The 26,001-nt window shown below is 36.2% G+C and carries 23 protein-coding genes and 1 riboswitch; of the genes, 11 read left to right on the top strand and 12 right to left on the bottom strand.

The features are described 5' to 3' along the window. Window positions 1-43: 43 nt before the first annotated feature. On the bottom strand, window positions 44-2,653 hold the full coding sequence (locus tag J4771_RS07650; RefSeq protein WP_224137794.1) for an MGH1-like glycoside hydrolase domain-containing protein: 2,610 nt from the start codon (window positions 2,651-2,653) through the stop codon (window positions 44-46). A gap of 111 nt (window positions 2,654-2,764) precedes the next feature. Further along, window positions 2,765-2,869, top strand: a riboswitch (SAM riboswitch). Window positions 2,870-2,923: 54 nt separating this feature from the next. Here J4771_RS07650 and J4771_RS07645 point away from each other — a divergent pair. The 6 genes from J4771_RS07645 (at window position 2,924) to metF (ending at window position 11,501) form a co-directional block, all read left to right on the top strand. Next, window positions 2,924-3,868, top strand: coding sequence for an alpha/beta fold hydrolase (locus J4771_RS07645; RefSeq protein WP_224134379.1), 945 nt, complete (start codon window positions 2,924-2,926; stop codon window positions 3,866-3,868). Between the two features lie 2 nt (window positions 3,869-3,870). After that, complete coding sequence (locus tag J4771_RS07640) at window positions 3,871-5,409, top strand: ACT domain-containing protein (protein ID WP_224134378.1); 1,539 nt, start codon at window positions 3,871-3,873, stop codon at window positions 5,407-5,409. A 72-nt stretch (window positions 5,410-5,481) separates the two neighbouring features. Continuing rightward, a complete protein-coding gene (locus tag J4771_RS07635) occupies window positions 5,482-6,648 on the top strand; it encodes a trans-sulfuration enzyme family protein (RefSeq protein WP_224134377.1) in 1,167 nt (388 codons plus the stop codon). Between the two features lie 62 nt (window positions 6,649-6,710). Beyond that, window positions 6,711-7,733, top strand: a complete 1,023-nt coding sequence (locus tag J4771_RS07630; RefSeq protein ID WP_224134376.1) for a homocysteine S-methyltransferase family protein — start codon at window positions 6,711-6,713, stop codon at window positions 7,731-7,733. Window positions 7,734-7,793: 60 nt separating this feature from the next. Then, the gene (gene metH, locus J4771_RS07625) at window positions 7,794-10,454 is read left to right on the top strand and encodes a methionine synthase (RefSeq protein ID WP_224134375.1); all 2,661 of its coding nucleotides are present in this window, start codon (window positions 7,794-7,796) and stop codon (window positions 10,452-10,454) included. Between the two features lie 90 nt (window positions 10,455-10,544). Continuing rightward, on the top strand, window positions 10,545-11,501 hold the full coding sequence (metF, locus tag J4771_RS07620; protein WP_224134374.1) for a methylenetetrahydrofolate reductase [NAD(P)H]: 957 nt from the start codon (window positions 10,545-10,547) through the stop codon (window positions 11,499-11,501). Window positions 11,502-11,562: 61 nt separating this feature from the next. Here metF and J4771_RS07615 read toward each other — a convergent pair whose 3' ends face one another. The 6 genes from J4771_RS07615 to J4771_RS07590 all read right to left on the bottom strand — a co-directional run bounded on the left by J4771_RS07615 (window position 11,563) and on the right by J4771_RS07590 (window position 17,040). Beyond that, window positions 11,563-12,237 carry a hypothetical protein gene (locus tag J4771_RS07615; protein ID WP_224134373.1) on the bottom strand — a complete coding sequence of 225 codons (675 nt, stop codon included), beginning with the start codon at window positions 12,235-12,237 and terminating at the stop codon, window positions 11,563-11,565. 82 nt (window positions 12,238-12,319) lie between these two features. Beyond that, complete coding sequence (locus J4771_RS07610; RefSeq protein WP_224134372.1) at window positions 12,320-13,126, bottom strand: SDR family oxidoreductase; 807 nt, start codon at window positions 13,124-13,126, stop codon at window positions 12,320-12,322. Continuing rightward, entirely contained in the window at window positions 13,123-14,352 is a 1,230-nt protein-coding gene (locus tag J4771_RS07605; protein ID WP_224134371.1) for a 3-phosphoshikimate 1-carboxyvinyltransferase, read from the bottom strand. The genes J4771_RS07610 and J4771_RS07605 overlap by 4 nt, the downstream gene beginning before the upstream one ends. 61 nt (window positions 14,353-14,413) lie before the next feature. Beyond that, the gene (locus tag J4771_RS07600; protein ID WP_224134370.1) at window positions 14,414-14,740 is read right to left on the bottom strand and encodes a nucleotide pyrophosphohydrolase; all 327 of its coding nucleotides are present in this window, start codon (window positions 14,738-14,740) and stop codon (window positions 14,414-14,416) included. A 67-nt stretch (window positions 14,741-14,807) separates the two neighbouring features. After that, window positions 14,808-15,626 carry an alpha/beta hydrolase gene (locus J4771_RS07595; protein WP_224134369.1) on the bottom strand — a complete coding sequence of 273 codons (819 nt, stop codon included), beginning with the start codon at window positions 15,624-15,626 and terminating at the stop codon, window positions 14,808-14,810. 28 nt (window positions 15,627-15,654) lie between these two features. Beyond that, window positions 15,655-17,040, bottom strand: a complete 1,386-nt coding sequence (locus tag J4771_RS07590) for a hypothetical protein (RefSeq protein WP_224134368.1) — start codon at window positions 17,038-17,040, stop codon at window positions 15,655-15,657. 189 nt (window positions 17,041-17,229) lie between these two features. On the opposite strand from J4771_RS07590, the gene J4771_RS07585 reads away from it, so the two are divergent. The 4 genes from J4771_RS07585 (at window position 17,230) to J4771_RS07570 (ending at window position 20,810) form a co-directional block, all read left to right on the top strand. Continuing rightward, the gene (locus J4771_RS07585; RefSeq protein ID WP_048499968.1) at window positions 17,230-17,481 is read left to right on the top strand and encodes a type B 50S ribosomal protein L31; all 252 of its coding nucleotides are present in this window, start codon (window positions 17,230-17,232) and stop codon (window positions 17,479-17,481) included. A 139-nt stretch (window positions 17,482-17,620) separates the two neighbouring features. Next, window positions 17,621-18,781: a GlmU family protein gene (locus J4771_RS07580; RefSeq protein ID WP_224134367.1), complete on the top strand. Its 1,161-nt coding sequence runs from the start codon at window positions 17,621-17,623 to the stop codon at window positions 18,779-18,781. Window positions 18,782-18,862: 81 nt separating this feature from the next. Next, on the top strand, window positions 18,863-20,221 hold the full coding sequence (gene trhO / locus J4771_RS07575) for an oxygen-dependent tRNA uridine(34) hydroxylase TrhO (RefSeq protein ID WP_224134366.1): 1,359 nt from the start codon (window positions 18,863-18,865) through the stop codon (window positions 20,219-20,221). A gap of 1 nt (window position 20,222) precedes the next feature. Further along, window positions 20,223-20,810: a 5-formyltetrahydrofolate cyclo-ligase gene (locus J4771_RS07570; RefSeq protein ID WP_224134365.1), complete on the top strand. Its 588-nt coding sequence runs from the start codon at window positions 20,223-20,225 to the stop codon at window positions 20,808-20,810. On the opposite strand, the gene J4771_RS07565 is transcribed toward J4771_RS07570, so the two are convergent. Both J4771_RS07565 and J4771_RS07560 read right to left on the bottom strand, forming a co-directional pair. Next, on the bottom strand, window positions 20,747-21,250 hold the full coding sequence (locus J4771_RS07565; protein WP_224134364.1) for a hypothetical protein: 504 nt from the start codon (window positions 21,248-21,250) through the stop codon (window positions 20,747-20,749). The genes J4771_RS07570 and J4771_RS07565 overlap by 64 nt on opposite strands. Before the next feature lie 64 nt (window positions 21,251-21,314). Beyond that, the gene (locus J4771_RS07560) at window positions 21,315-22,481 is read right to left on the bottom strand and encodes a hypothetical protein (RefSeq protein WP_224134363.1); all 1,167 of its coding nucleotides are present in this window, start codon (window positions 22,479-22,481) and stop codon (window positions 21,315-21,317) included. Window positions 22,482-22,662: 181 nt separating this feature from the next. On the opposite strand from J4771_RS07560, the gene J4771_RS07555 reads away from it, so the two are divergent. Next, window positions 22,663-23,001, top strand: coding sequence for a hypothetical protein (locus tag J4771_RS07555; protein ID WP_224134362.1), 339 nt, complete (start codon window positions 22,663-22,665; stop codon window positions 22,999-23,001). Window positions 23,002-23,051: 50 nt separating this feature from the next. On the opposite strand, the gene J4771_RS07550 is transcribed toward J4771_RS07555, so the two are convergent. The 3 genes from J4771_RS07550 to J4771_RS07540 are packed head-to-tail and all read right to left on the bottom strand — an operon-like array spanning window position 23,052 to window position 25,859. After that, window positions 23,052-23,819, bottom strand: coding sequence for a TrmH family RNA methyltransferase (locus tag J4771_RS07550; protein ID WP_224137792.1), 768 nt, complete (start codon window positions 23,817-23,819; stop codon window positions 23,052-23,054). After that, window positions 23,819-25,330, bottom strand: coding sequence for a DNA recombination protein RmuC (rmuC, locus tag J4771_RS07545; protein WP_224134361.1), 1,512 nt, complete (start codon window positions 25,328-25,330; stop codon window positions 23,819-23,821). The genes J4771_RS07550 and rmuC overlap by 1 nt, the downstream gene beginning before the upstream one ends. Window positions 25,331-25,382: 52 nt before the next feature. Continuing rightward, on the bottom strand, window positions 25,383-25,859 hold the full coding sequence (locus J4771_RS07540; RefSeq protein ID WP_224134360.1) for a YciI family protein: 477 nt from the start codon (window positions 25,857-25,859) through the stop codon (window positions 25,383-25,385). Between the last annotated feature and the right edge of the window lie 142 nt (window positions 25,860-26,001).

The raw sequence follows: 26,001 nt of genomic DNA, 5'->3' as shown, positions 1-26,001 counted from the left end.
AATCGGTTTCGGTTGCTTTTTTTTGTTTCATTTTTTTAATTTATCACATTCTCGGCTGGATCAGTTTTGCGACCGTTGCGGTCCATCCACATTGATGCGATGCACCGATTCCCATTCCTGTATCGCCGTTGAAATATTCGTAAAACATGATGTAGTTTTTAAAAAATTCATCATGGTTCAACAGTTCATTTCCCCCATTAAAAGGCATGTTTCCATCTTTGTCCTTCATGAAAATCGAACGTAATCGGTAACTCAAATCATCTGCAACAAATTCGAGATTTCTTATTTCGCCACTTCCTGTCGGATAATCTATTTGCAGACTTTCACCATAATAATAATGGAAACGTTGCAGACTTTCAACAATAAGGAAATTAATCGGGAACCAAATCGGTCCGCGCCAATTGCTGTTTCCGCCAAACATTCGGCTGTCACTTTCGGCAGGGGTGTATTTTACGGTAAAATCTTGCCCGTCAACAGAAAATTTGAAAGGTTTGTCTTCGTAAACTTTAGACATAGAGCGAATTCCATAATCGGAAAGAAATTCATTCGGATCACTCATTCTCTTTAAAATCCTTGTAAGACGAGTTTTTCTTAGAACGCTCATCAAATGTTTTCCGCCTTTTCCTTCCACTTCCCAATGCGAAACAAGATTGGCGAGTTCAGGTTTATTTTTCAGAATCCATTCCATTCTAGCGGTGAAATTCGGAAGTTTTTCCAACATCTCGTGTTCCACAATTTCCACAGCAAACATGGGGATTAAACCAACGATACTTCTTAACTTTAAGGAAATAGAATCACCATTGTTTAACTGTAGCAAATCATAAAAAAAACCGTCTTCCTCGTTCCATAAACCGTTTTTAGTTTCCCCAATATTTTCCATGGCTTCTGCAATATACAGATAATGCTCGAAAAATTTAATCGCCATATCTTCGTAAACAGGATTGTAAAGCGCCAATTCCATCGAAATCCGCATCATGTTTAAAGCAAACATTGCCATCCAACTGGTTCCATCGGCTTGTTCCAAATGGTCGCCGTTTTTGAACTGCATATTTCGGTCAAAAGCACCTATGTTATCCAATCCTAAAAATCCGCCACCGAAAACGTTGTTGCCGTTTTTATCTTTTCTATTTACCCACCAAGTAAAATTGAGTAATAGTTTTTGAAAAACGCTTTCTAAAAAAGGAATATCAGGTTTTCCGTTAATTTTTTCATCAATTTTAAAAACTCGGAAAGTTGACCATGCATGAACAGGCGGATTCACGTCGCTGAAATCCCATTCATACGCAGGAAGTTGTCCGTTCGGATGGATATACCACTCTTTTGTCAACAATTTCAATTGATGTTTTGCAAATTCCGAATCAATCAGTGCAAAAGGAACACAATGAAAAGCTAAATCCCAAGTTGCAAACCACGGATATTCCCATTTGTCGGGCATAGAAATAATGTCCTTGTTCTGCATGTGTTCCCACTCGGAATTTCGAACGTAATGGTCGAAATTTCGTGGAGCGACAAATTTTGGGTCGCCTTTCAACCATTTTGAAACATTATAGTGGTAGAATTGCTTATTCCATAAAAGTCCTGCAAATGCCTGTCTTTGAATGTTTTTTTCTTCATCATCTTGGATTTCGCATTGAATTTCTGAATAGAATTCGTCGGATTCTTTTTGTCTTAAACTGAAGATTTCGTCGAAGTCAAAAAACGCATCTTGCATTTCGTGTGGACTTAACCTAAAATCAAAAATTTGACTTTCACCCGCCTCTATTTCCGCATCAATATAAAAACTTGCTTTTGTTCCGAATTTTTCAGGATTAATGGCGTCTTCATCATCTTTAACCAAGAAATTATTGATGCCGTCTTTATAATATTCTGCATCTGTTTCAATATTCGGAATCACTTGAGGATTCGTTTCATTATTGCAGAATAGGGCGGTAGTATTTTGATTTCTTGCGTACAATTTTTTCATGGGAATGGAATCATGTTCAATATCAATAATTCCGTTCACCGAAGATTTTAGTTTTGGAATGTACGTTCCATAACCCCATCTCCAATTATTTCTAAACCAAAGCGTTGGAAGAATCACCAAAGACGCTTTTTTACTACTTCTGTTGAATGCAGTTACCCGAATTAGAAAATCATCGTGGTTGATTTTTGCGTATTCGATGAAGATGTCAAAGTAATTATTGTTGTTAAAAATTCCCGTATCTACAATCTCAAATTCGGGTTCTGATTTGCTTCTTTCAGTATTTTTCTGAATAATTTCATCATAAGGAAACGCTTCAATCGGATATTTGTAAACCATCTTCATATAAGAATGCGACGGCGTATTATCAAGATAATAAAAGATTTCCTTCACATCTTCACCATGATTTCCCTGATAATTGCTCAATCCGAAAAATCGTTCCTTAATCATTTTGTCCTTCTTATTCCAAAATGAAAAGGCAAAACAAAGTCGCTGTTTACTGTCGCAAATTCCTGCAATTCCGTCCTCACTCCATCGATATGCTCTGCTCATTGCCTCGTCATAAGTGGTGTAACCCCATGCATTTCCGTTGTGGCTGTAGTCTTCTCGCACCGTTCCCCATTGTCTGTTGCTCACATAAGGACCCCATTTTTTCCAATTTTCATCGTGCAGTCTTTCCTTTTCCGACATCATATTTTTTGATTTTCTCATACGAAAGTATGAAATATTATTTTTTTCAAAATATTGGGAAATTCGAAATTTGTTCTATATTTGCAGTCAGATTTGTTCATTTACATATTGAAAATGTTATCAAGAAAGGTGGAGAGACTAGACTCTGTGAAACCTTGGCAACCCTTCGGAAACGAAGAAGGTGCTACATTCTATTCGCTTTGGCGAAGAAGATAACAGGAACTATTTTTACCACTTTTAGGTAGCATTTTCAATTTTTATTTTTAAAGGAAATTGAAAACTTCGCTACAACATATCACCCTTTATAATTTTGAACTGATTTCAGGCAAAACGCTTGACATTCACTTGTCGTATCAAGTTTTCGGACAGGATTTATTTTCTGCGCCGATTGTTTTGGTGAATCACGCTTTAACAGGAAACTCCAATGTTTCAGGCGAAAATGGATGGTGGAAAACCTTGCTTGGCGAAAACAAAACCATTGATACCAACAAATTCACAGTCATCTGTTTCAATATTCCGGGAAATGGTTTTGATGGAAATTTGCTTGAAAACTATGAGGATTTCAAGTCTAAAGATATTGCGAAAATTTTCTTGGAAGGGTTAAAGTTATTAAAAATTGAAAAACTTCATACCATTATCGGCGGTTCTTTAGGAGGCGCAATTGGTTGGGAAATGTTGGCAGTTCAAAGTGATTTGACGGAAAACTTCATTCCAATTGCTTGCGATTACAAGACTTCGGATTGGCTTCATTCCCAATGTTTAGTTCAAAAATTTTTGCTGACTCAAAAGGAAGAACCAGTTCAAAAAGCCCGAATTCATGCGATGCTTTGTTACAGAACACCCGAATCGTTAAATCTTCGTTTCAAGAATGAAATTGATGAAGAAAGAGAAATTTTAAAATCACACGATTGGCTCAATTTTCATGGGAAATCTTTAAACGAAAGATTTAGTTTAAGTGCTTATCATTTGATGAATCATTTGTTGATAAACATTGATGCACCTCAAGAAGAACTAAAAAATATTAATGCAAACATCCATTTAGTTGCAGTTGATTCTGATTTGTTTTTCCCCGCTTTTGAAATAAAAAAGTGCCATGAAAATTTAATAAAAAACAAATCAAATGCTTTCTACCATGAAATCTATTCCATTCATGGGCACGATGCTTTTTTAATGGAATATGAACAATTAAATGAAATTTTAGGTAAAATAATAACGTAAAAATGAAAAATAGAAACGAAATAAAATTATTGAAAAACAAAGCCATCATCAAATTCGAAGGCAAGGATTTTCTTGGCGAAGTGGGAATTGACGGCAGAATTTTCAAGGCGCTCACATTTGCTAGAATCAGCGTAGGTGTCATTTCTCAGCAGGCGATTGAAAATGGATTGTCAGTTTTGGTGAATGAAACTGATGCGGAAAATGCGGTTAATTGTCTGATTAACGAGTTTGAGAAGGAAAGAAAATCAGGGAAGGTAAGTCAGATTTACAGTATTAATAATGTTTCTGTTCTTGGCTTTGTGGCGAAAGATTTCAATAAGATTTTATCTGAACTCGCCAGAAACAATGTTTTTCCATTAATTCTGAATCAAGTTGCAAGCGAAAACCGAGTAAATATCGTGGTGACTTCTTCACAGGATGAAAAAGCAAGAAACATCATCGAAGCAGAAATATTTGCAAAACCCAAAACGGTCCATTTGGCGATTATCGGACACGGAAATGTTGGAAAAACTTTGATAGAGCAGGTTTTGGAAAGTTCGGAAGAAATCAGAAACCGCAAAAAATTAGATTTAAAAATTGTCGCTGTCGCCAATTCCAAAAAAATTGCGTTGAACAAAGCGGGTTTTACCAAAAATTGGAATGACGAAGTTCTCACCGCAGAAAGACCTTCAAATATTGAAGAACTGATAAATTTCTCCCAACAGAATCAACTCGAAAATATGATTGTTGTTGATAATACTGCCAGTAAAGATTTTGTGAAAAATTATTCTGTTTTGGCAGAAAACGGTTTCGATTTGGTTTCATCCAACAAGATTTTCAACACTTTACCCATTTCTGAATACCGTAATTTTCGACATGTTTTAAATAAGAAAAACAAGAAATATCTTTATGAAACCAATGTTGGAGCAGGTTTGCCGTTAATCGACACTATCAAGCTTTTACATTTATCTGGTGAAAATATTACGAGAATTAAAGGTGTTTTTTCAGGTTCATTGAGTTATATATTCAATAATTTTTCGGTTCGAAGCGATAAGTTCTCAACCATTTTAAAAGAAGCGATGGAAAAAGGTTTCACCGAACCTGATCCGCGCGAAGATTTATCGGGAAATGATGTCGCAAGAAAATTGTTGATTTTAGCAAGAGAACTCGATTTAATCAATGAATTTGAGGATATTGATGTTCAAAATTTAGTTCCTGAAAGCTTACAAGATGTTGAAAAAACTGAATTTATTTCAAGATTAAATGAATTGGATGAAGTTTTTGAAAAGCTAAAAAAAGAGCAACCTGAAAATCACGTTCTTCGTTTTGTGGGAGACCTTCACGGAGATTTACACCAAGAAAAAGGTGAACTCGATGTGAAATTGATTTCCGTTCCCGCAAGTTCCGCACTTGGTCAACTGAAAGGTTCCGATTCCATTTTTGAAATTTACACGGAAAGCTATGGCGAAAATCCAATCGTGATTATGGGAGCAGGAGCAGGCGCAAAAGTGACGGCGAGAGGAGTTTTTGGTGATATTTTGAGATTGTCGGAGAATAAGTAATATCAATAGGAACGGACTTTAGTCCGTTTAATAAATTCAAAAATCAATTGGCTTTAGCCAAAATTTAAAAAAATGAACGAAAATTTAGAAACTTTATCGATAAGAACTCAAACTGAAAGAAGTCAGTTTGACGAACATTCAACACCTTTATACTTAACTTCAAGTTTTGTGTTTGAAGATGCGGAAGATATGCGCGCAAGTTTTGCCGAAGAAAAAGAGAAAAATTTGTACAGCCGTTTTTCCAATCCGAATGTTACGGAATTTATCGACAAGATCGTGAAAATGGAAGGTGCAGAAAGCGGTTACGCCTTTGCTACGGGAATGGCGGCGATTTATTCCACCTTTTCAGCGTTGCTCAATTCTGGCGACCATATCGTGAGTTGTCAGTCGGTTTTTGGTTCCACGCACACGCTTTTCACCAAATATTTTCCAAAATGGAATATTGATTATACTTATTTTAAAGCCGAAAATTCCGCTGATGTTGAAAGTTTAATTCAGCCCAACACCAAAATTCTCTATCTCGAAACGCCAACCAATCCTGCGATTGAAATTTTAGATCTAGAGTTTTACAGAAATTTGGCCAAGAAACATAACTTGATTTTCATCGTCGATAATTGCTTTGCTACACCGTATTTGCAGCAGCCAATAAAATATGGAGCCGATGTTGTGGTGCATTCCGCGACAAAATTAATTGATGGTCAAGGTCGAGTTTTGGGTGGAGTTGCAGTTGGTAGAAAAGATTTAATTCAGGAAATTTATTCGTTTTCCCGTTTAACCGGACCTTCGCTTTCGCCTTTCAATGCGTGGATTTTGAGTAAAAGTTTGGAAACTTTGGCAATTCGTGTAGAAAAACATTGTGAAAACGCTCTTAAAGTAGCCGAGTTTTTAGAAAATCATCCCAATGTAGAATTGGTAAAATATCCGTTTTTGAAATCTCATCCAAGTTACGAAATCGCCAAAAAACAAATGAAATTGGGCGGAAATATCGTCGCTTTCGAAGTAAAAGGTGGTATTGAAGGAGGCAGAAATTTTTTAAATAAAATAAAAATGTGTTCACTTTCCGCCAATCTTGGAGACACGAGGACGATTGTGACTCATCCTGCATCAACAACACATTCCAAACTTTCCGATGAAGAAAGAAATGAAGTCGGTATTACCGCAGGATTGGTGCGGTGTTCCGTTGGTTTAGAAAATGTGGAAGATATTATTGCAGATTTAAAGCAAGCGCTTGATAATTAATCTTTTATAAAATTAGAAAATGGGCTGAAAATTTAGTGATTTTGCAACCCGAAATTTCAACTATGACAAACAGCGAAAAACTATACAAAGCCCTCAACGAAAGAATTCTCGTTTTAGACGGAGCGATGGGAACAATGCTTCAACGCTACAATTTTCAGGAAGAAGATTATCGAGGCGAACGATTTAAAGATTGGGAACATCCTTTGAAAGGCAACAACGATCTGCTTTCTCTCACTCAACCACAAGCGATTGCCGAAGTTCATTCCAAATATTTGGAAGCAGGAGCAGACATCATCGAAACCAATACATTTTCGGGAACCACCATTGCAATGGCGGATTATCATATGGAAGATTTGGTGTACGAACTGAACTTTGAGTCTGCAAAGATTGCCAGAAAAGTCTGCGATGAATTCACCGGCAAAAATCCTGAAGTACAAAGATTTGTCGCAGGTTCAATTGGTCCGACAAACAAAACTGCCTCTCTTTCTCCCGATGTAAATGACCCGGGTTTCCGAGCGATTACTTTTGATGAATTGAGAATTGCCTACAAACAACAAGCAGAAGCACTTTTAGACGGCGGTTCCGATATTTTATTGGTTGAAACTGTTTTTGATACTTTGAATGCAAAAGCCGCACTGTTCGCGATTGATGAAATTCAGGAAGAAAGAAAAATTCAGATTCCGATTATGGTTTCGGGTACCATTACCGATGCTTCCGGAAGAACTTTGAGCGGACAAACAGCAGGTGCATTTTTGATTTCCATTTCGCATTTGAATTTGTTGAGTGTCGGGTTTAATTGCGCTTTAGGAGCCAAACAACTGACACCTTATTTAGAAGAAGTTGCCAATAATTCTGATTTCTATATTTCCGCTTATCCAAATGCTGGATTACCAAATGCTTTTGGTCAATACGACGAATCACCAGAATTTATGGCAGAACAAATTCGTGAATATGCCGAAAAAGGTTTAATCAACATTGTTGGTGGTTGTTGCGGAACAACACCGCCGCATATTAAAGCAATTGCGGAATTGGTGAAGGGATATAACCCGAGGAAAATTAATCAACATAACAATGTATCAATCTAACAATTTACCAATCAATGAGATTGGTACATTGGTACATTTTCAAATTGTTACATTAAAAATATGAAATATTTAAAACTTTCAGGTCTTGAACCTTTAATTATAACTCCCGAATCCAACTTCATCAACGTCGGGGAACGAACTAATGTTGCGGGTTCCAAAAAATTTCTTCGCCTCATTAAAGAAGAAAAATTTTCGGAAGCATTAGAGATTGCGCGACATCAGGTTGATGGAGGAGCACAAATTTTAGATGTAAACTTTGATGACGGACTGTTGGACGGAAAATCAGCGATGGTTAAGTTCCTTAATTTAATCGCCTCAGAACCTGATATTGCACGAATTCCGATTATGATTGACTCTTCAAAATGGGAAATTTTGGAGGCAGGATTGCAGGTTGTTCAGGGAAAATGTGTGGTCAATTCCATCAGTTTGAAGGAAGGTGAAGAAGAATTTATCGACCACGCCAAGAAAATAAAAAGATATGGTGCAGCCGTAATTGTAATGGCTTTTGATGAAGAAGGACAAGCCGATAATTACGACCGCAGAATAGAAATTTGCAAGCGTTCCTATGATATTTTGGTGAATAAAGTGGGCTTTCCATCAGAAGATATCATTTTTGATTTGAATATTTTTCCCGTTGCGACAGGAATGGAGGAGCACCGCAGAAATGCATTAGATTTCATTGAAGCCACAAAATGGGTTCGCGAAAATCTTCCGAATGTTTCGGTTTCGGGCGGTGTTTCCAATGTTTCGTTTTCGTTCCGTGGGAATGACAGCGTTCGCGAGGCGATGCATTCCGTTTTCCTTTATCATGCCATAAAAGCGGGGATGAATATGGGTATTGTAAACCCAACAATGTTGGAAGTTTACGACGAAATTCCAAAAGATTTATTGGAGTTGGTGGAAGATGTAATGTTGGATAGAAGAGATGACGCCACAGAAAGGCTTTTAGAATATTCCGAAAGAGTAAAATCCACCAAAAAAGAAGTGGTTGAAGATTTGGCTTGGAGAAGACAACCTTTGCAAGACCGAATTACGGACGCTTTGGTAAAAGGCATTGACCGCTTCATTATTGAAGATGTAGAAGAAGCCAGAACACAAACTTCCAGACCTTTAGATGTGATTGAAGGCAATTTGATGACAGGAATGGGCGTTGTTGGTGATCTTTTCGGAAGTGGAAAAATGTTCCTTCCGCAGGTGGTAAAATCGGCTAGAGTGATGAAAAAAGCGGTGGCTTATTTGCAACCCTTCATTGAAGCCGAAAAAGACCAAACCCAAAAAGCCAATGGGAAAGTGTTGATGGCGACCGTAAAAGGTGATGTTCACGATATTGGTAAAAATATTGTGGCGGTAGTTTTAGGCTGCAACAATTATGAAATCGTGGATTTGGGAGTGATGGTTCCTGCAGAAAAAATTATTCAGACCGCGATTGATGAAAAGGTGGATGCGATTGGTTTGAGTGGATTAATTACACCGAGTCTGGATGAAATGGTTCACGTTGCGGCGGAATTGGAAAGAAAAAATTTAAAATTTCCTTTGTTAATCGGCGGTGCAACAACTTCCAAAGCGCATACTGCTGTGAAGATTTCGCCAAAATATTCCCATACGGTTGTTCATATTAATGACGCTTCTCGTGCTGTAGGTGTGGTTTCGCAGTTGTTGGACAGAAATTCTGAACAGTATCAAATTGATTTAAAATTAGAATACGACGATTTCCGTGAGAAATTTTTGAGCAGACAAGTGGAAAAAGAATATGTCCCGATTGAGGAAGCGAGAGCCCAAAAATTCAATATTAATTGGGAAAAAGAAGACATTTTCAGGCCAAAAAAATTAGGAATTCAAATTATTGAAAACCAGGATTTAAGAGAATTATTGCCTTTTATGGATTGGTCGCCGTTTTTCAGAAGTTGGGAATTACACGGAAAATTTCCTGATATTTTGACCGACGAAATCGTTGGAGAACAGGCAACAGAAGTCTATAATGACGCCAAAAAGATGCTCAATAAAATTTTAGACGAAAAATTATTGACTGGAAAAGCCATTTTCGGAATTTTTCCTGCAAATGCTACAAACCAAGATGATATCGAAGTTTATGATGAAAATGGAAATGTGATTTCAACGTTTCATACCCTTCGTCAACAGTTGAAAAGATCGGCTGGAAAGGATTATCTCGCATTGTCGGATTTTATTGCACCAAAAGAAAGCGGAAAACAAGATTATATCGGTTGTTTCGCAGTAACGACAGGTTTTGGAACCGATGAGATGGTGAGTACATTCAAAGAAGATCACGATGATTACAACGGAATTCTTGCAAAAGCCCTTTCTGATAGATTGGCAGAAGCATTTGCAGAATATCTACACCATAAAGTTCGTACAGAATTTTGGGGTTATGCCGAAGATGAAATTTTAGACAATGAAGCCTTAATCGCTGAAAAATATTTAGGAATTCGCCCTGCTCCAGGTTATCCTGCGTGTCCCGATCATTTGGAAAAATTATCGATTTGGGATTTGTTAAAAGTGAAGGAAAATATTGGTCTAGAGCTTACCGAAAGTTTGGCAATGTTCCCAACAGCAGCAGTTTCCGGATATTACTTTGGAAATCCCAAAGCAAAATATTTCGGTGTTGGAAAAATATCGGAAGATCAATTGAAAGATTATGCTGAAAGAAAGGGAGTTGACGAGGATTTCGCAAGAAAATGGTTGGCGCCGAATTTGGCGGATTAACCACAGAGACACATAGAATACACAGAGAAATTTAAAAAACTCAGTGAACACAGTGCGCTACTCAATGTCACCGTGTTTAAAGATAATAAAATGAAAATCACAGAACACATAAAAAACTCAAACGGAAAAACTTTGTTTTCAATTGAAGTAATTCCGCCGACAAAAGGGACAGGAATTGAAGATTTATACAAAAATATTGACCCTTTGATGGAATTCAAACCACCATTTATTGACGTGACGACCTCTCGCGAAGAATACGTCTATATCGAAAAGGGAAATGGTTTGATGGAGCGCAAAATCACAAGAATGCGTCCAGGAACTTTGGGAATTTGTGCTTCAATTCAGCATAAATATGATGTGGATACGGTTCCGCACGTTTTGTGTGGCGGTTTTACGAAGGAGGAAACCGAATATCTTTTGGTGGATTGTCTTTATTTGGGAATTGATAATATAGTTGCTCTTCGTGGCGATGCTATGAAAGGCGAAAATCATTTTGTTCCAACGGAAGGCGGACATAAATATGCTGTTGATTTGGTGAAACACATCAACGATTTGGGACGAGGAAAATATTTAAGCGGAGATATCAATTGTGCGGATGACAATCGTTTTTGTATTGGTGTTGCAGGTTATCCTGAAAAACATATTGAAGCACCATCTATGAAATACGATTTGCAAAAATTGAAGGAAAAAGTAGATGCAGGTGCAGATTATGTGGTGACTCAAATGTTTTTTGACAATAAAAAATACATTGAATTTGTGAAACAGGCACGAGAAATTGGCATTAATGTTCCAATTATTCCGGGAATTAAGCCTATTGCGACGAAGGGACATCTTTCAATGCTTCCGAAAACCTTTAAAATTGATTTACCGGAAGACTTAATTTCTGAAATTACAAAAGCGAAAGACAACACCGCAGTGAAACAAATCGGTATTGAATGGGCGATTGCGCAATGCAGGGAACTTTTGGATTTCGGCGTTCCGGTGCTGCATTTTTATTCGATGGGGAAGAGCGATAATATCAAAAAAGTAGCGAGGGAATTGTTTTAAGTAAATTCTTAAAAAAAAACACATTCTGTTGGTGAATGTGCTTTTTCTGTGTTACGTGGAATTATTGGTTTAACAAAACGCCGAGTTTTAATAAATCTTCTTCCGAATTAAGTTTGATTTTGTTGGATTTAAGAAAATTATTCAATTCATCCTTCTTTTCTGGGAACAAGGCAGGTAACTCTTTGACGTTTTTTGGAACTCTTACCATTCCGTTTTCCGTTTTAATAAAATAAATGGGTCTCTCCATCTCAAACCTTGCAGGAGTGCCTGAAATTAATGAATTTGGTGCAGGAACCGCGTCATAAAATTTTGTAATTACCTTCCTCAAAATTCTATATTTACCATCAGAAAGCTCAAAGAAATAACCCGCATATTGATCACCTGTATTCAGCAAAACTAACTTCTCATTGGTCTTTTCAAGCGTGAATTTCGGATATGATTGTTCTTTTGGGATTTCGTAAACTTCCAGTTTATCAAGAATTTCTATGGTATCCAAAAAAGAATTGTAACGGATTGGAACCCAACTTGAAGTATCACCAACTCTTGCGTTTACAAAACCTTTGGTGTAGTACGGAATACCCTGAATATCTGAATAACTTATTTTTTGTTTACCATTATTGATTTCGTTTATGGTCTTGTTGAACTTAATATTTCTTGCGACATCGCTCACGCTAATTTGCTGTGCCTCTGCGAAAAGCATAACGGATAAAAAAGCTAAACTAAATATTGATTTCATACCTGATTTTTTTCTATTAATACAAATATACATTTAATTTCTGTTGGGTAAGATTACAAAATCCCTTAGAAGTTAAAGTATATCAATCGATTTTACTGTATTTCCTCATCAAATTTTCATAAAAATTCTGCGGCAAAATCCATTTTAAAGGAACGCCGATTTTCTGCCCGAATTTCCCGAAATAGTAATGGGCTTTCCAAGATTTTTTGGTTAAAAGTTTCTCTATGTAATTGGCAACTTCCGAAGGTTCCGTTCCGTCATCAACATGGGAATTCATAACGGAATAAATTTTTTCGAAAGTTTTTTGATAAGGTGCCGAAACTTTGGTTTGAACCCTGTTTTCGGCAATTTTAGTTTTAATGTCGCCTAAATGTAAAGCGCAAACATCAATTTTCCAAGGGGAAACCTCGTAACGGATTGCTTCTGTAACTTTATCTAAAGCCGATTTCGAGGCGGAATAAAACCCACGAAACGGAAGTCCCATTTCCGAACCGATACTCGAAATATTGATGATTTTTCCCGATTTCTGTTCACGCATTTTTGGCAAAACAGCGCTCATCATTTGCACGGAACCCACCAAATTCAAATTGAACAGTCTTAAAATCTCTTCCTGCGACGAATCTTCCACCGAACCAACCATTCCCATTCCGGCGTTGTTGATGAGGATATCGATTCTTTTTTCGGTTTCTAAAATTTTAGAAATCGCATTTTGCACTTGGGCATTATCAGTGATATCGGTTGGAATGGTCGTAAAAAATTTGGAATCCACATTTTTTCTGCTCAATCCGAAAACTTTGTGCCCTTTTTCTCCAAAAAATTCAGCTAAAGTAAAGCCAATTCCTGTGGAAGTTCCCGTGATGATGATGATTTTTTTTGTCTCAGAATTCATTCTTCAATTGCTATTTTTTTTAAATCTTCCCAGAATTCAGGATAGGATTTTTCTACAACTCCTTCATTTTCAATATTTAATTCTTTAACCAAGCAAAATGGAGCAAAACTCATCGCCATTCGGTGGTCGTTATAAGTTTCAATGGAAATGTTTTCGTTAGGCGCAAAAAACTTTACCGACTTTATTGAATCATCGGTAATTTCCGCAATACAGCCAATTTTGAAAAGTTCATTTTTTAAAGCCAAAAGCCGATCGGTTTCCTTTACTTTTAAAGTTTGCAGACCAGTAATCGTAAACGGAATGTTTAGTGCAGTTGCCGTCACACAAAGCGTTTGCGCAATATCCGGACAGTCATTCATATCCAAAGAAATTTTTTCTGGAAAATCGAAATACGGTTCAGGTAACAGGGAAATTTTGTTTTCGGCAGCCTCCGAAATCGTATTCACGCCGAAGAAATTCCAATAAATTTCTTTTAGGACAGAATCTCCCTGCAGCGAATATTGCCGAAAGCTCTTCAAATTTATGTATTCACGACCAATTGCAGCCAAGGAATAGAAATAAGAAGCCGAACTCCAATCACTTTCAACCACAAATTTGGTGAGTTGTGAAGATTTTTCGGATTGAATGTCGGGTAAAATTTGAATTATATTTCCTTCCCAATTGGTTGAAATTCCTACATTTCTTAAGATTTTCAGCGTCATTTCCAAATAGGGACGTGAGGTTATTTCTCCTTCAAGATTGATTTTCAAACCGTTTGCCAATTTTCCGCCAATCAACATTAAGGATGATATAAACTGACTTGAAATATTGGCAGGAATAGTTAGTGAAGATTTTTCGAGCTTTTTTCCTGTGATTTTCAAAGGCGGAAAACCTTCATCTTCAAGGTAAGAAATTTCTGATCCCAACTCTTTCAAAGCATCTACCAAAAACTTTATCGGTCTTTGCTTCATTCTTTCTGAACCTGTTAATACAACAGTTTTTCCTTCCTGAATGGCAAAATAGGAGGTCAGAAAACGCATCGCAGTTCCAGCGTGATGAATATCGATAATCTCCGAATCGCTGTTTAAAGCTTTCTCCAGAAGTTCTGTATCCTGCGAGTTGGAAAGGTTTTCAATCAGGATCTTGTCAAAAAGATGATTCAAAATCAGCAAACGATTCGAAATACTTTTCGAACCGCAAATTTTTATGGTTTGGTTGGATTTTAAAGTAGATTTTTTTAGTAACATTCGCGGGGTGATGGAAGTTGGATGCTGGAAGATGGATGCTGGAAGTTTACAAAATATCTTATTACTTTAGCTTTTGATTGTTTTGGTGGCGTTCTTTATCCCGTTCCGTTTTCATTTTCATTTTTTTGTCGAAAGCGCGCTGTAAATCCGTTCCAGTTTGATTCGCTAAACACAAAGTTACAAAGAGAACATCTGCTAATTCCTCACCTAAATCTTTGGATTTATCGCTTTCTTTCTCACTTTGTTCGCCATATCTTCTTGCGATGATTCTTGCAACTTCTCCCACTTCTTCGGTCAACATCGCCATATTGGTCAATTCGTTGAAATATCGTACTCCAACAGTTTTAATCCATTCATCAACTTCGTTTTGTAGTTTGGTGATTTCCATGTCATTGCGAGCATAGCGAAGCAATCCGTCTAAATTTGCTCTGAAATTTTATTAAAAATATCTGTTATTACTCATTACTTATGCTGTAAGTCCAAATCAAGGCTTTTTCCTTTGTTGCTCTAAAAATGGTGTTGTGTTTTTCTTTCTTTTCGTCGGAATATTTCCATTTCAGATGAGGAGGATTTAATGACTTTAAAATTCCATCAAGTTCGCGCGTGTGTTTGAAAATATCTTTTGCGCTGGAACCTGCAAACCATAATTTTTTGTCAGTTTCAGGAAATTTTGACAAAGATTCTTTCGCGGTTCTTACCAAATAATGATTGTTCCACCAAAGTGAAGGATCCATCGCAACATAATCATCAAATAAGTATGGCGTGGTGAAAAAAGTTTCCATTACGAAAAGTCCCGAAAGCGATTCGCCGATAATTCCTTTTCTTTTGGAAGTTCGGTAATGTTTATTGATATGTGGAATTAACTCGTCTTTGATAAATTTTCTGAAATTTTCAGAACCGCCAACAATGGGAGCTACTTTTTTGTCTTCTTCTATTTCGGTAAATGGCGTTAAATCTCTTCTTCTAACCGTGTTTTCAATTCCGACTAAAATGATTGGCTGAATTTTTTTTGCTTTTACCAATTCTGCAATCGTGTTTGCGATGTGCGGGAAATCTTCTTGAATTCCGCCATCTGCCATGTATAAAACGGCGAGAGAATCTTTGCTTTGTGCATATTCAGGCGGAGTCCAAACATTGATGATTCTTTTTTCGCCCACCTGTTTTGAAAAAAGAGGAAACGTTTCGTGAAGGGGTATTTCATCCTTTATTTGTGCTGAATTAGTGTAACCTATGGAAACAAAAATCAGCAGCAGCCAAAAATGGATTTTTTTCATGTTGAGATTTTTAGAAACTATTCATCAACTATTGATAAGCTCCGATCGTAGGAGAAGCTGTTCTTGAAACTCCAACAATATCCGTTGGAACGGAAGCTGCAACAGTAACATTCCCTTTTCCTTTTGCAGGCGAATCGTCTTTAACCCTCAAATTCATTTTATGAGTGAAATAATTTTGAAATTTTGGGTCTTGGTTTTTAATAGAGCCTGCATCAATTGCGTAGCTTGAACCAGTTCCGTATTTCAACAAACAATTTTGGAAAGTTGCATTGAAAGTCTGCCCAGAAGTTGGTTTAAAAACAATCGAATTTTCCTTGTCACCGTAAATTATTGAATTTTTAATACTCAAACTTAAAGCTCCTTGTTCCGTTGTAGTCCCGTTTTGATATTCGTTGGCTGCATAAATTCCCAATCCGGGAAGTGCGGCATTAAAATTCCAGTAATTCGCAAAAGTAGAGTGGATGATGTTGTAAGTTCCACCTTTGAAAATTCCAAAATCAGCTTCACCACAATTGTTCATTACCAAATTTTTTGCCGTTACAATTGAATTTACCGCATAAATTCCAAATTCCTGATGAGTATGAAAAATGGAATTATTGATGGTTGCATTGGCTTTTTTGAGTTCCAAACCTCTGGTTCCGCCAAAAATTTTGGTATAATCTAAATTAACGATGGCGTTTTCGTCGGCAGAAATCCCGTTCCAGTTTTTTGGGATGGTGTCGTATCTAGTGTCGTTTCTGTCCCCACGGAAAATAACCTCGTTGTTTAAACTTCCGGTTGCGGTTAAAGTCGAATTTTTAGAAATTTTCAAGCCGCTGTTTTTATGGAAATATACTTTCGTTCCAGGTTGAATAGTTAAACTTTTCCCTTCTGCCACAGTCAAATTCCCGAAAATGATTTTCGCTTTACTGTTTTCCCAAGAAGTATTGTTGGCTAAAATATTAGGATTGGTTTTGGTTTCAATAAAAAATTCTGCGTCCTGAACAACCGAAAATAAAGTTACGTGCTGCTTTCCTGCAGGTGTTTCTACATTCACTCGATCTTCTGCAATCGCTTCAGGTGCATTGGCAATCGGCGCAATTTCCACGAAAATATAAAGACTGTCCTTTTTTCTCAATGGAATATTGTTGAAGTCGGTTCCAGCTTTTCCATCGACATTAATTCTATAAAGAGAAGCAGCTCCTTTTTCCAGAGAAATTTTGGGAATCATCACATCTTTATCTTCATCATTGTAAATTTTAACGGCATAAGTTTCCGAACGAACTTGGTTATAAACGGTGTCGCAAAAAACGGTATCCGAAGAAAATCTCAACAGTTGCGAAGGCATTTCAAAGTTAATTTCATCCCTGTTACACGCAACCGCCGTTAACAAAAACCAAAAAGAAAAGCCGAGTATAAGTTTAAATTTATTCATTTGATATAGAAATATATAGAGATTCCAAATTTAATTAAAATTGTCGAACGATAAAATTTTCAAATTATTGGTTTTCCATTTGTAGTTTTAAAAAATATTTGTACTTTTGCAACCTAAAATTCAGCAGAGAAAAATCCATTACTCATTTCGAAGCGAATTTTGTATAAAATATTTAAATAAGATTTAGTTATGAAAAACGGAATTCACCCAGAAAATTATAGATTAGTCGTATTCAAAGATATGAGTAACGACGAGATGTTTCTTTGCAAATCTACCGCAGAAACTAAAGACACCATCGAATTCGAAGGAGCAACTTACCCATTGATCAAAATGGAAATCTCTTCAACGTCTCACCCTTTCTACACAGGAAAAGTGAAATTGGTTGACACTGCAGGTAGAGTTGACAAATTCATGAACAAGTACAAAAAATTCGCAAAATAATTGACGAATTTTAACGATAATTAAAGTCTTTCGGGTTTCTGAAAGACTTTTTTTATTGTAAATTTGGTCGAAATTTTCCTCCCTTGAGGGAAGTGGAAAAGAAAATTTCGAAACTCAACCCTAACCTCAACCTTTTGCTATGCAACTCGTTTTTTCCGATGCCCAATTCTGGGAAGATTTTTTACCGCTTACTTTCACAAGACCCGTTGCAGAAATGCGTTGCGGAATTCTCACTTTTTCCGAAAGATGGCAGAAACTTCTGGAAACTTCAGAAATCTCATATCTCACCGAAGATTTTTTGCAGGAAAAATTCCCAAAACCTGAAAAAAAAGAAAGCCTTTTCATTGTTCCGAATTTTTTACCGAATGAAAACGTTCTAAATCAAATTAAAGATCTAAAATTGGGTGAAGCATTGGTTTTTGAAAACGAATTACTCGCGGCAAAAGTCGATATGGATAATTTTTCTCTGAACCAAATTGAGAAAATGACGGACATTCATGAGGAACTTCTGCTGTTCAAACAACCTACAGATTTATTTTCCTTTAACGAAAAAGCAATTGATTTTGATTTTGAACTTTTAACGAAAGGAAGAGCTTCTCAAGAACTTTCAGCAACCAACGGATTTTTAGGGAATAGGGAAGATTTATTTATCGAAGAAGGTGCAACTATTGAATTTTCGACTTTAAATACAAAAACAGGAAAAATCTACATCGGCAAAAATGCGGAATTAATGGAAGGATGCAATCTTCGAGGTCCGATCGCACTTTGTGAAGATTCGAAATTTAATTTAGGGGCAAAAATTTATGGAGCAACGACAATTGGTCCACATTGCAAAGTTGGCGGAGAAGTGAATAATATTGTGATTTTTGGATATTCCAATAAAGGTCACGATGGATTTGTAGGAAATTCCGTGATTGGAGAATGGTGTAATCTCGGTGCAGATACCAATTCCTCGAACTTGAAAAACAATTACGCCTCCGTAAAATTGTGGAATTACCGAACCAAAAGATTCGCAAATACAGGTTTGCAATTTGCGGGGTTAATTATGGGCGATCATTCTAAAACAGCGATTAATACTCAGTTCAATACAGGAACGGTTGTAGGAGTTGCCGCCAATATTTTCAAAAGCGGTTTCCCGCCAAATCTCATCGAGAATTTTTCCTGGGGCGGAATGAAAGGCGACGAAAAATTCAAACTTGAAAAAGCCTACGAAGTCGCTGAACTGGCGATGGCGAGACGGAAAGTTCCGTTTACAGAAGTTGATAGGAATATTTTGAAGTATATTTATTCGGAGTACTGATATTACTCATTGCTCATTACTAATTACTCATCGAGAAATCATTATCTTTGCAAAAATTTTCTCACTTAAAACGTTTATAGCATGCAACTGTACAACACCTTAAGCGCAGAAGAGAGAGCTCGACTCATCGATGAGGCCGGAAAAGAACGGCTTACTTTATCTTTCTATGCGTACGCCAAAATTCAAGATCCCAAACAATTTCGCGACGAACTTTTTATAGCCTGGAACGCACTCGATGCACTCGGTCGTATCTACGTTGCACACGAAGGAATTAACGCTCAAATGAGTGTTCCTGCGGATAATTTCGAGGCTTTTCGCGATACGTTGGAAAAGTATGATTTCATGAAGGGGATTCGTTTGAATGTTGCTGTAGAACAAGACAACCATTCGTTTTTAAAGTTAACCATTAAAGTTCGAAATAAAATTGTTGCCGATGGTTTGAATGACGAAACATTCGATGTTACCAATAAAGGAATTCACCTAAAAGCGAAGGAATTTAATAATCTGTTGGAAGATCCGAATACGATTGTAGTAGATTTTAGAAATCATTACGAAAGTGAAGTCGGTCATTTTGAAGGAGCGATTACTCCCGACGTTGAAAATTTTCGTGAAAGTTTGCCAATTATCAATGAACAATTGCAAAACCATAAAGAAGATAAAAATCTTTTGATGTATTGCACAGGTGGAATTCGTTGTGAAAAAGCGAGTGCTTATTTTAAACATCAAGGATTTAAAAACGTCTATCAATTGGAAGGTGGAATTATTGAATATACCCGACAAATCAAGGAAGAAGGCATTGAAAGCAAATTTATCGGAAAGAATTTCGTGTTCGATCACCGTTTAGGAGAAAGAATTACCGACGATATTATTTCGCAATGTCACCAATGCGGAAAACCTTGCGACAATCACACGAATTGCGCAAACGACGCTTGTCATTTACTGTTCATTCAATGTGATGACTGTAAAGCGGCAATGGAAAACTGTTGTTCAAACGAATGTCAAGAAATTATTCATTTGCCTGTAGAAGAGCAAGTTAAGTTAAGAAAAGGTTTGCAGGTTGGAAATAAGATTTTCAGAAAAGGAAAATCCGATGCACTGAAATTTAAACATTCAGGAGATTCAATTCCTAATAAAGCTTTAGCAAAAGCAGACACCAAAGATATCCGTCAGAAAATTAAAATTAAAAAAGAATTGATTGGAAAAGCGGAACATTATTTTACAAGATCAAAAATCGCCCAATTTTTAATTGAAAAAAATGGACTTTCTTTAGGTGATAAAGTTTTGATTTCAGGACCAACAACAGGGAATCAGGAAATTTTGATTACAGAAATTTTTGCAAACGGAAATCAAACTGAAACTGCAAAAGTCGGTGACCAAATTACATTGCCACTTCCATTCAGAGTTCGTTTGTCGGATAAATTGTACAAAGTAATTTCATAAAATGAAGAAGGTCGAATTAAGAAAAAAATACCTACAAAAACGTGAAACCTTGTCGCAAGATGAGGTTTTGTCTTTTTCCCAAAAAATTTTCGAAAAATTTATTTTACAATTTAAACCAGTTGAAAATCAAAAAGTTCATTGCTTTTTGTCTGTTTCCGAAATGAGCGAAGTGGATACGAATTTGTTCATTAATTATTTTTTTGAGCATCATATCAGAGTTTTTGTTCCAAAGATTTATCAGAAAAAATTGATTTCGGTTGAAATCACGAAAGATACTCCATTAATTAAAAGTTCGTGGGGAATTGAAGAACCCAAAAGTAATGAAGACTCAGGCGAAAAAAACTACGATTTTGTGGTTACGCCTTTGTTATATTGTGATAATCAAGGGAATAGAGTTGGTTACGGAAAAGGTTATTACGATGGTTTCTTTTCAAATATCAATTCTAATTCGCTGCGAATTGGAATAGGATTTTTTACACCCAACGAAGATATAGATGACGTTTGGGAAGGAGATATTCCTCTGGATTATTTGGTAACTCCCACCGAAGTACTGTCTTTTGGAGGCATCACGTCGAAATCCACAAAATAAAATTTAAATTCTTTCTTGAATTTTACAGGAGAAAGTTTCAACATATATTGCGCATTTTTCTCAAAAACACCAATCGATTTATCTTTTCGGTCAAAATATTCCACGCTGAATTTTGCAAAATCTAAAGTGTCGTTTCCTTTGATTTCCTTTGTAACTGCGATATTTCCAACTTTTGCGGTTTTTACTTTAAAGCTGTCAAGCTGTTTTAAAATGGGTGCTAATTTTTCAGAATCTTTCTCTATAAAATAACTTTTCATTTGCGCATAAATCACGGAATCTATTTCGGTGTCGCGATTTCCTGAAGTGTAAAGCGTTGACAGGTCCAAAAGCTCCTGAATTTTCTGTTTCGTGATAAACGAAATTGCTTGAGCGCTATCCATTTTGGTGACTGGATACGATTTTTTGTTATTATTGTTTCTAACTTTCTGAAGGTCAGACATTTCGATTGTTTCTTTTTTGCATGAGGCAAGAATCAGGAGAAATGAAAACAATATTAAGAGGAGGCTATTTTTTTTCATTGGTCGTGATTTTAAATTTAATCATATTTATTTTGCCTGATAAATCGTTTTTGGTTTCAATTACTTCTAAGTTTTCAAGAGAGGTTGAAGGCAAAGTGACAAGATTGATGTACCGCTGTTTATCCATGGTTTCAACACCGTAAGTTTCGTTGTCATAGACCTGATAAATTAAGGCGTTGTCGCTGATTAAGTAATTCAAACTTTCCCGTTTTTTCTTCAAATCTTTTATGGATTTGGAATAATAGAAAAGCATAATCGCATAATCATTCGGTTTAAGTTCAATGTTTTCAGCTTCGGGAGCGGTTTCTAAATTTCTTTGAATGGTGTCGGTTCTATAATAAGGAGACGAAACCACCATGGTCAAATTCTTAGATTTTGTCGTATAAACAAATGGTTCGTTTGGTTTCGCCACGTATAAAATAGGAGATTCATTTTCCTTTAGAATCTGAACCTGTAGTTCAGCATTGATTTTTGAATTACGATCCGCATCAATAAAACTGTAGTAGAATTTTTTGCTGAACAATTCATCCTTAAAACCTAAAAGTCCAACAATTACTGCCAAAACGCCCGAAATTCCCAACCAAAGGTATTTTTTTACAATAGAAAAAGTTGATTTTTGTTCAGAAGTATCGTAGGTTGATAAATTTCCGTTACTTTGCTTAATAGTTTGATTATCAGTAGCTGAAATTTGTAAATCAGAATTTACCGTTGTTGTTTCGAATGCTTTTTCTTCTGTTTTTGGTGAAATTTCCGATGTTGGAATTTTAGCTTCTTCTACAGGAGAATTTTCAGCAGTTTTTTCTAATTCCTCCACTTCATTTTCATCTAAATCATCACCTTCCTTTAAGATTTCGTCTGCAAAAAGATGGTTCTTTTTAAAGTCGTACCAAGACACGTAACCTGCATAAACACTCAAAATGTTCAGCATATCAATTCGTGGAAGTTTGGTAACGGGTGAGTTTTTAAAATAAGTGTAAAACGATTTTTCAGAAATGTTGCCTTTGGCAATTTTCCTTAAATCTTCCTGGAAATAAATGATATCGATTCCCTTCCATCTTGAAATATCATCATGAGAAGGGGTGTGGTTTTCTAAATATTGGGTCTGAACCTCATTTTTTAGCTGTTCGAAGTGTAATAAATCTAAATCGCTCAATTGCTAAATTTTGTGTAATTTATTGATTTTCAATAATCATTATTTGTAAAATAATTTTACAAATATATTACAATTAATTTTCCGAAACAAATTTTTTTCTCGCTATACCTTTGTCCCGTTCAAATGAATGAACAGAACAATCGAAATTTTAAAATAACAAAACAATTAAATTTAATTTATTATGAAAAAGTCATTCTTCGTAGCTGCTATCGCTGCTGTAGCTCTTGTAGCTTGTAAAAAAACTGAAACTGTTGAAACTGCAAACGCTGCTGATTCTGCTGCTGTTGCTGCTACTGATTCTGCTGCTGTTGTAGCTGATTCTGCTGCTGCTGTTGTTGATTCTGCTGCTGCTGTAACTGTTGACGCTGCTAAAGATGCTGCTGCTGCTACTACTGCTGCTGCTGGTGAAGTTGCAAAAGACGCTGCTAAAGGAGCTGCTGATGCTGCTAAAGGAGCTGCTGATGCTGCTAACGATGCTGCTAAAGATGCTAAAGATGCAGTAAAAGAAGCTACTAAATAATTAGTAACAACTTTGAAAAAACAACCGTTTCTCTATGAGAAGCGGTTTTTTTATGTCATCTTTTGACGTAAAATTTCGTAACAACTAATGGCAACCGCATTGCTTAAATTCAAAGAATCAATCGTTCCCGCCATTGGAATTAAAATATTCTTAGATTTTTCTAACCAAAAATCACTGATTCCCGAATGTTCGGTTCCGAAAATGACGGCGGATTTTACTTTAAAGTCTTTCTTAAATAGATCTTCTGCGCTTTCATCCATAAAGGTGGAATAAATGTTGAAATTATTTTCACTTAAAAATTGAAATGTTTCTTCATTCGTAGCTGCAAAGATATTCATTCCAAACAAACAGCCAACGCTCGAACGAATGACGTTGGGATTATAGAAATCTACTTTTGCATCAGTTACAATCAACGCATCAATTCCAAACGCTTCAGAACTTCTTAGAATTGCACCCAAATTTCCGGGTTTTTCTACGCCTTCAACGATGATGAGCGAAGAGTTTTCTTTTGGTTTGAATTTATTGAGATTGGAATCCTTCGCCTTAAAAATCCCTATAATTCCTTCAGAAGTTCCACGATACGCAATTTTTTCGTAAATCTTTTCTGAAACCAAATTGATTTTTCCTTTCGGGAAATCATCATTAAAAATACTTTCGCAAATAAAAGATTCAACCAATTCAAAACCGAATTGGGTTGCTCTCTCATTTTCCTGTTTACCTTCCACGACGAAAACACCTGATTTTTTTCTGAAACGGTTGTCCGTAATTAATCGGGTTAAATATTTTATTTTATCGTTTTGTGTGCTTTCGATGATCATCATTCGTTTTCGGTGTTTTGGTTTTCATCGTCAAACAAACTGATTTCCGATTGGTCATTTGCTCTTTCAAGTAATGTTTCAGGAAGATTTTTCTTTGTTGAAGCTCCCAATTGTTTGATTCTCTGCACGCTTCCAACGAGATTTCCTCTTCCTGTGGAAAGTTTTTTCATGGCATTTTCGTAATCGCCTTTTGCATCGTCCATTTTCTTACCGATTTTTATTAAATCAGAAACAAATCCTTCGAATTTATCAAACAAAGCTCCGGCTTGTCTTGCGATTTCTTCCGCATTTCGGTTTTGGTCTGCCCTTTTCCAAACGTCTGAAATCAATTTTAAATAGGCAATCAAATTGGTCGGACTTAAAAGAATGATATGCTTTTGATAGGCATAATTCCAAAGATTTTGGTCATATTGAACCGCAGTTAAAAAAGCAGGTTCCACGGGAATAAACATAATCGTGAAATCCAATGCGTCCTTCAAGTTATCGTATCTTTTTTGTGCAAGAGTGTCGATGTGTTTTTTTACTGCCGCGATGTGAAGTTGAAGATTCATTTTTCGATCTTCTTCGTTTTCAGCGGAAACCATTCTTTCATAAGCATTCAAAGAAACTTTAGAATCAATGATAACCAATTGATTTCCTGGGAGTTTTAATACAAAATCGGGACGTTGGTTTTCACCATTTTCATTTTTAATGTTGAATTGGGTGAAATATTCCCGGTCTTTTGTTAAGCCAGAATCTTCAAGAATCCGTTCCAAAATCATTTCTCCCCAATCTCCCTGCGTTTTGGTTTGTCCTTTCAAAGCGGTCGCCAAATTATTCGCCTCCTGACTCACTTTGCTGGTTTGCTCCATCATCAATTTAATGGTGGAATTCAAGGAATGTCTTTCGCGGGCTTCGTTATCATACACTTCATTCACTCTTTTCTTGAAGCTTTCAAGATTTTCGCCAAGTGGTTTTAAAAGCAAATCGAGGTTTTCTTTATTGGTCTCGGTGAATTTTTTGGTTTTTTCCTCTAAAATTTCATTGGCTAAAATTTTAAATTCATTCTTTGCAGCTTCCTGAAGTTTGATGATTTCTTCTTTCTGTTCATCAAATCTTTCCTGCAAACTTTTGTTTTGTGCTGAAAGTTGAGCTTTCAAGGCAATTAAACTTTGCTTCTCTTCCTGAAGATTTTTGATTTCTGAAGTTTGGTTGAAGTTGATTTCCTGCTGTTCTGAAATCTTTTGGTTTTGAGAAGTATTTTCCGCAGAAATTTTCGCAATCTCAGTCTTTAATTGATTTAAAATCTCCGTCTGCTGAAAATTAATATCTTTTTCTTTTTGAACAGAATCGTTCAACTCGCTGATTCTCAAATTAGAATTTTGTAAATCAGAATTTACTTTGATATAGCTTTGATTGAGTTCATCGAAATCTTTTCGAGGGACATTTCCCGATTTTAAAATAAAATATAAAAGAAGAGCACCGAGAACGACGCCGATGATTATACCGATGATTAAAGTGGTGATTTCCATTCCTCAAAAATACAAAAAGAAAATACGAAAAATGAAGTTGTGGAAAAGTTGCTTACGGATTCTCCTTCGAAATCTTTTCATGATATTTCAAAAACATCGGCAAAGCTGCAGAACCATACCACGGATAAATTTCAAAATCAAAAACACCAGCAATTACGGCAGGATCGGTTTTTAAAAGGTTTTCGGCTTCCTCCTTTGTCTTTACATTAAAGATGAAAATTCCGCGATAATCTCTCTCGTTTTTCGTGGAGAAAGGTCCTGCTAAAGCAAGTTTTCCCTCCTTTGCCAAACGCTGAATATTTTCCATGTGTCCTCGGAAATGATTATTCAGCAAGTCTTTGTCGGTAAGGTTTGCTTTTTCCGTTTTTAAAATCACAAGGATATACTGTTTCATCCCATATTTGTCGGCGCCGAGAGAGTCTGCGAGTTTTTGGTCGAATTCGTTAGGAGATTTTTGGTTGGAATTTTTTTGTGCGGAACATGAAATCGGCAACAAAGAGAAAATTAGAATGTAAATAAGGTATTTCATTGATGGTTTTTCTGATGTCGCCACTTCGTGGCTCTTGTTACTTTTGATATTTTATTTTCAAAGGGCTTCACCCTTTGCTATTGATTTCGCCACTTCGTGGCTTCATATATGATTTCAATTTAAGATTTGTTATTTTGATTCA

It is taken from the genome of Candidatus Kaistella beijingensis, from assembly GCF_020084865.1.
In the GTDB taxonomy this organism is placed as follows: domain Bacteria; phylum Bacteroidota; class Bacteroidia; order Flavobacteriales; family Weeksellaceae; genus Kaistella; species Kaistella beijingensis.
The sequence above is the reverse complement of the archived record's forward strand: the minus strand, read 5'-3'. Positions and strand labels throughout refer to the sequence as shown.

What these genes read in the sequence shown, in the direction of transcription:
- J4771_RS07650 (WP_224137794.1), bottom strand. Translation starts at nt 2,653, where the DNA reads ATGATGTCGGAAAAGGAAAGACTGCACGATGAAAATTGGAAAAAATGG.
- J4771_RS07640 (WP_224134378.1), top strand. Translation starts at nt 3,871, where the DNA reads ATGAAAAATAGAAACGAAATAAAATTATTGAAAAACAAAGCCATCATC.
- J4771_RS07635 (WP_224134377.1), top strand. Translation starts at nt 5,482, where the DNA reads ATGAACGAAAATTTAGAAACTTTATCGATAAGAACTCAAACTGAAAGA.
- J4771_RS07630 (WP_224134376.1), top strand. Translation starts at nt 6,711, where the DNA reads ATGACAAACAGCGAAAAACTATACAAAGCCCTCAACGAAAGAATTCTC.
- metH (WP_224134375.1), top strand. Translation starts at nt 7,794, where the DNA reads ATGAAATATTTAAAACTTTCAGGTCTTGAACCTTTAATTATAACTCCC.
- metF (WP_224134374.1), top strand. Translation starts at nt 10,545, where the DNA reads ATGAAAATCACAGAACACATAAAAAACTCAAACGGAAAAACTTTGTTT.
- J4771_RS07615 (WP_224134373.1), bottom strand. Translation starts at nt 12,237, where the DNA reads ATGAAATCAATATTTAGTTTAGCTTTTTTATCCGTTATGCTTTTCGCA.
- J4771_RS07610 (WP_224134372.1), bottom strand. Translation starts at nt 13,126, where the DNA reads ATGAATTCTGAGACAAAAAAAATCATCATCATCACGGGAACTTCCACA.
- J4771_RS07605 (WP_224134371.1), bottom strand. Translation starts at nt 14,352, where the DNA reads ATGTTACTAAAAAAATCTACTTTAAAATCCAACCAAACCATAAAAATT.
- J4771_RS07600 (WP_224134370.1), bottom strand. Translation starts at nt 14,740, where the DNA reads ATGGAAATCACCAAACTACAAAACGAAGTTGATGAATGGATTAAAACT.
- J4771_RS07595 (WP_224134369.1), bottom strand. Translation starts at nt 15,626, where the DNA reads ATGAAAAAAATCCATTTTTGGCTGCTGCTGATTTTTGTTTCCATAGGT.
- J4771_RS07590 (WP_224134368.1), bottom strand. Translation starts at nt 17,040, where the DNA reads ATGAATAAATTTAAACTTATACTCGGCTTTTCTTTTTGGTTTTTGTTA.
- J4771_RS07585 (WP_048499968.1), top strand. Translation starts at nt 17,230, where the DNA reads ATGAAAAACGGAATTCACCCAGAAAATTATAGATTAGTCGTATTCAAA.
- J4771_RS07580 (WP_224134367.1), top strand. Translation starts at nt 17,621, where the DNA reads ATGCAACTCGTTTTTTCCGATGCCCAATTCTGGGAAGATTTTTTACCG.
- trhO (WP_224134366.1), top strand. Translation starts at nt 18,863, where the DNA reads ATGCAACTGTACAACACCTTAAGCGCAGAAGAGAGAGCTCGACTCATC.
- J4771_RS07570 (WP_224134365.1), top strand. Translation starts at nt 20,223, where the DNA reads ATGAAGAAGGTCGAATTAAGAAAAAAATACCTACAAAAACGTGAAACC.
- J4771_RS07565 (WP_224134364.1), bottom strand. Translation starts at nt 21,250, where the DNA reads ATGTCTGACCTTCAGAAAGTTAGAAACAATAATAACAAAAAATCGTAT.
- J4771_RS07555 (WP_224134362.1), top strand. Translation starts at nt 22,663, where the DNA reads ATGAAAAAGTCATTCTTCGTAGCTGCTATCGCTGCTGTAGCTCTTGTA.
- J4771_RS07550 (WP_224137792.1), bottom strand. Translation starts at nt 23,819, where the DNA reads ATGATCATCGAAAGCACACAAAACGATAAAATAAAATATTTAACCCGA.
- rmuC (WP_224134361.1), bottom strand. Translation starts at nt 25,330, where the DNA reads ATGGAAATCACCACTTTAATCATCGGTATAATCATCGGCGTCGTTCTC.
- J4771_RS07540 (WP_224134360.1), bottom strand. Translation starts at nt 25,859, where the DNA reads ATGAAATACCTTATTTACATTCTAATTTTCTCTTTGTTGCCGATTTCA.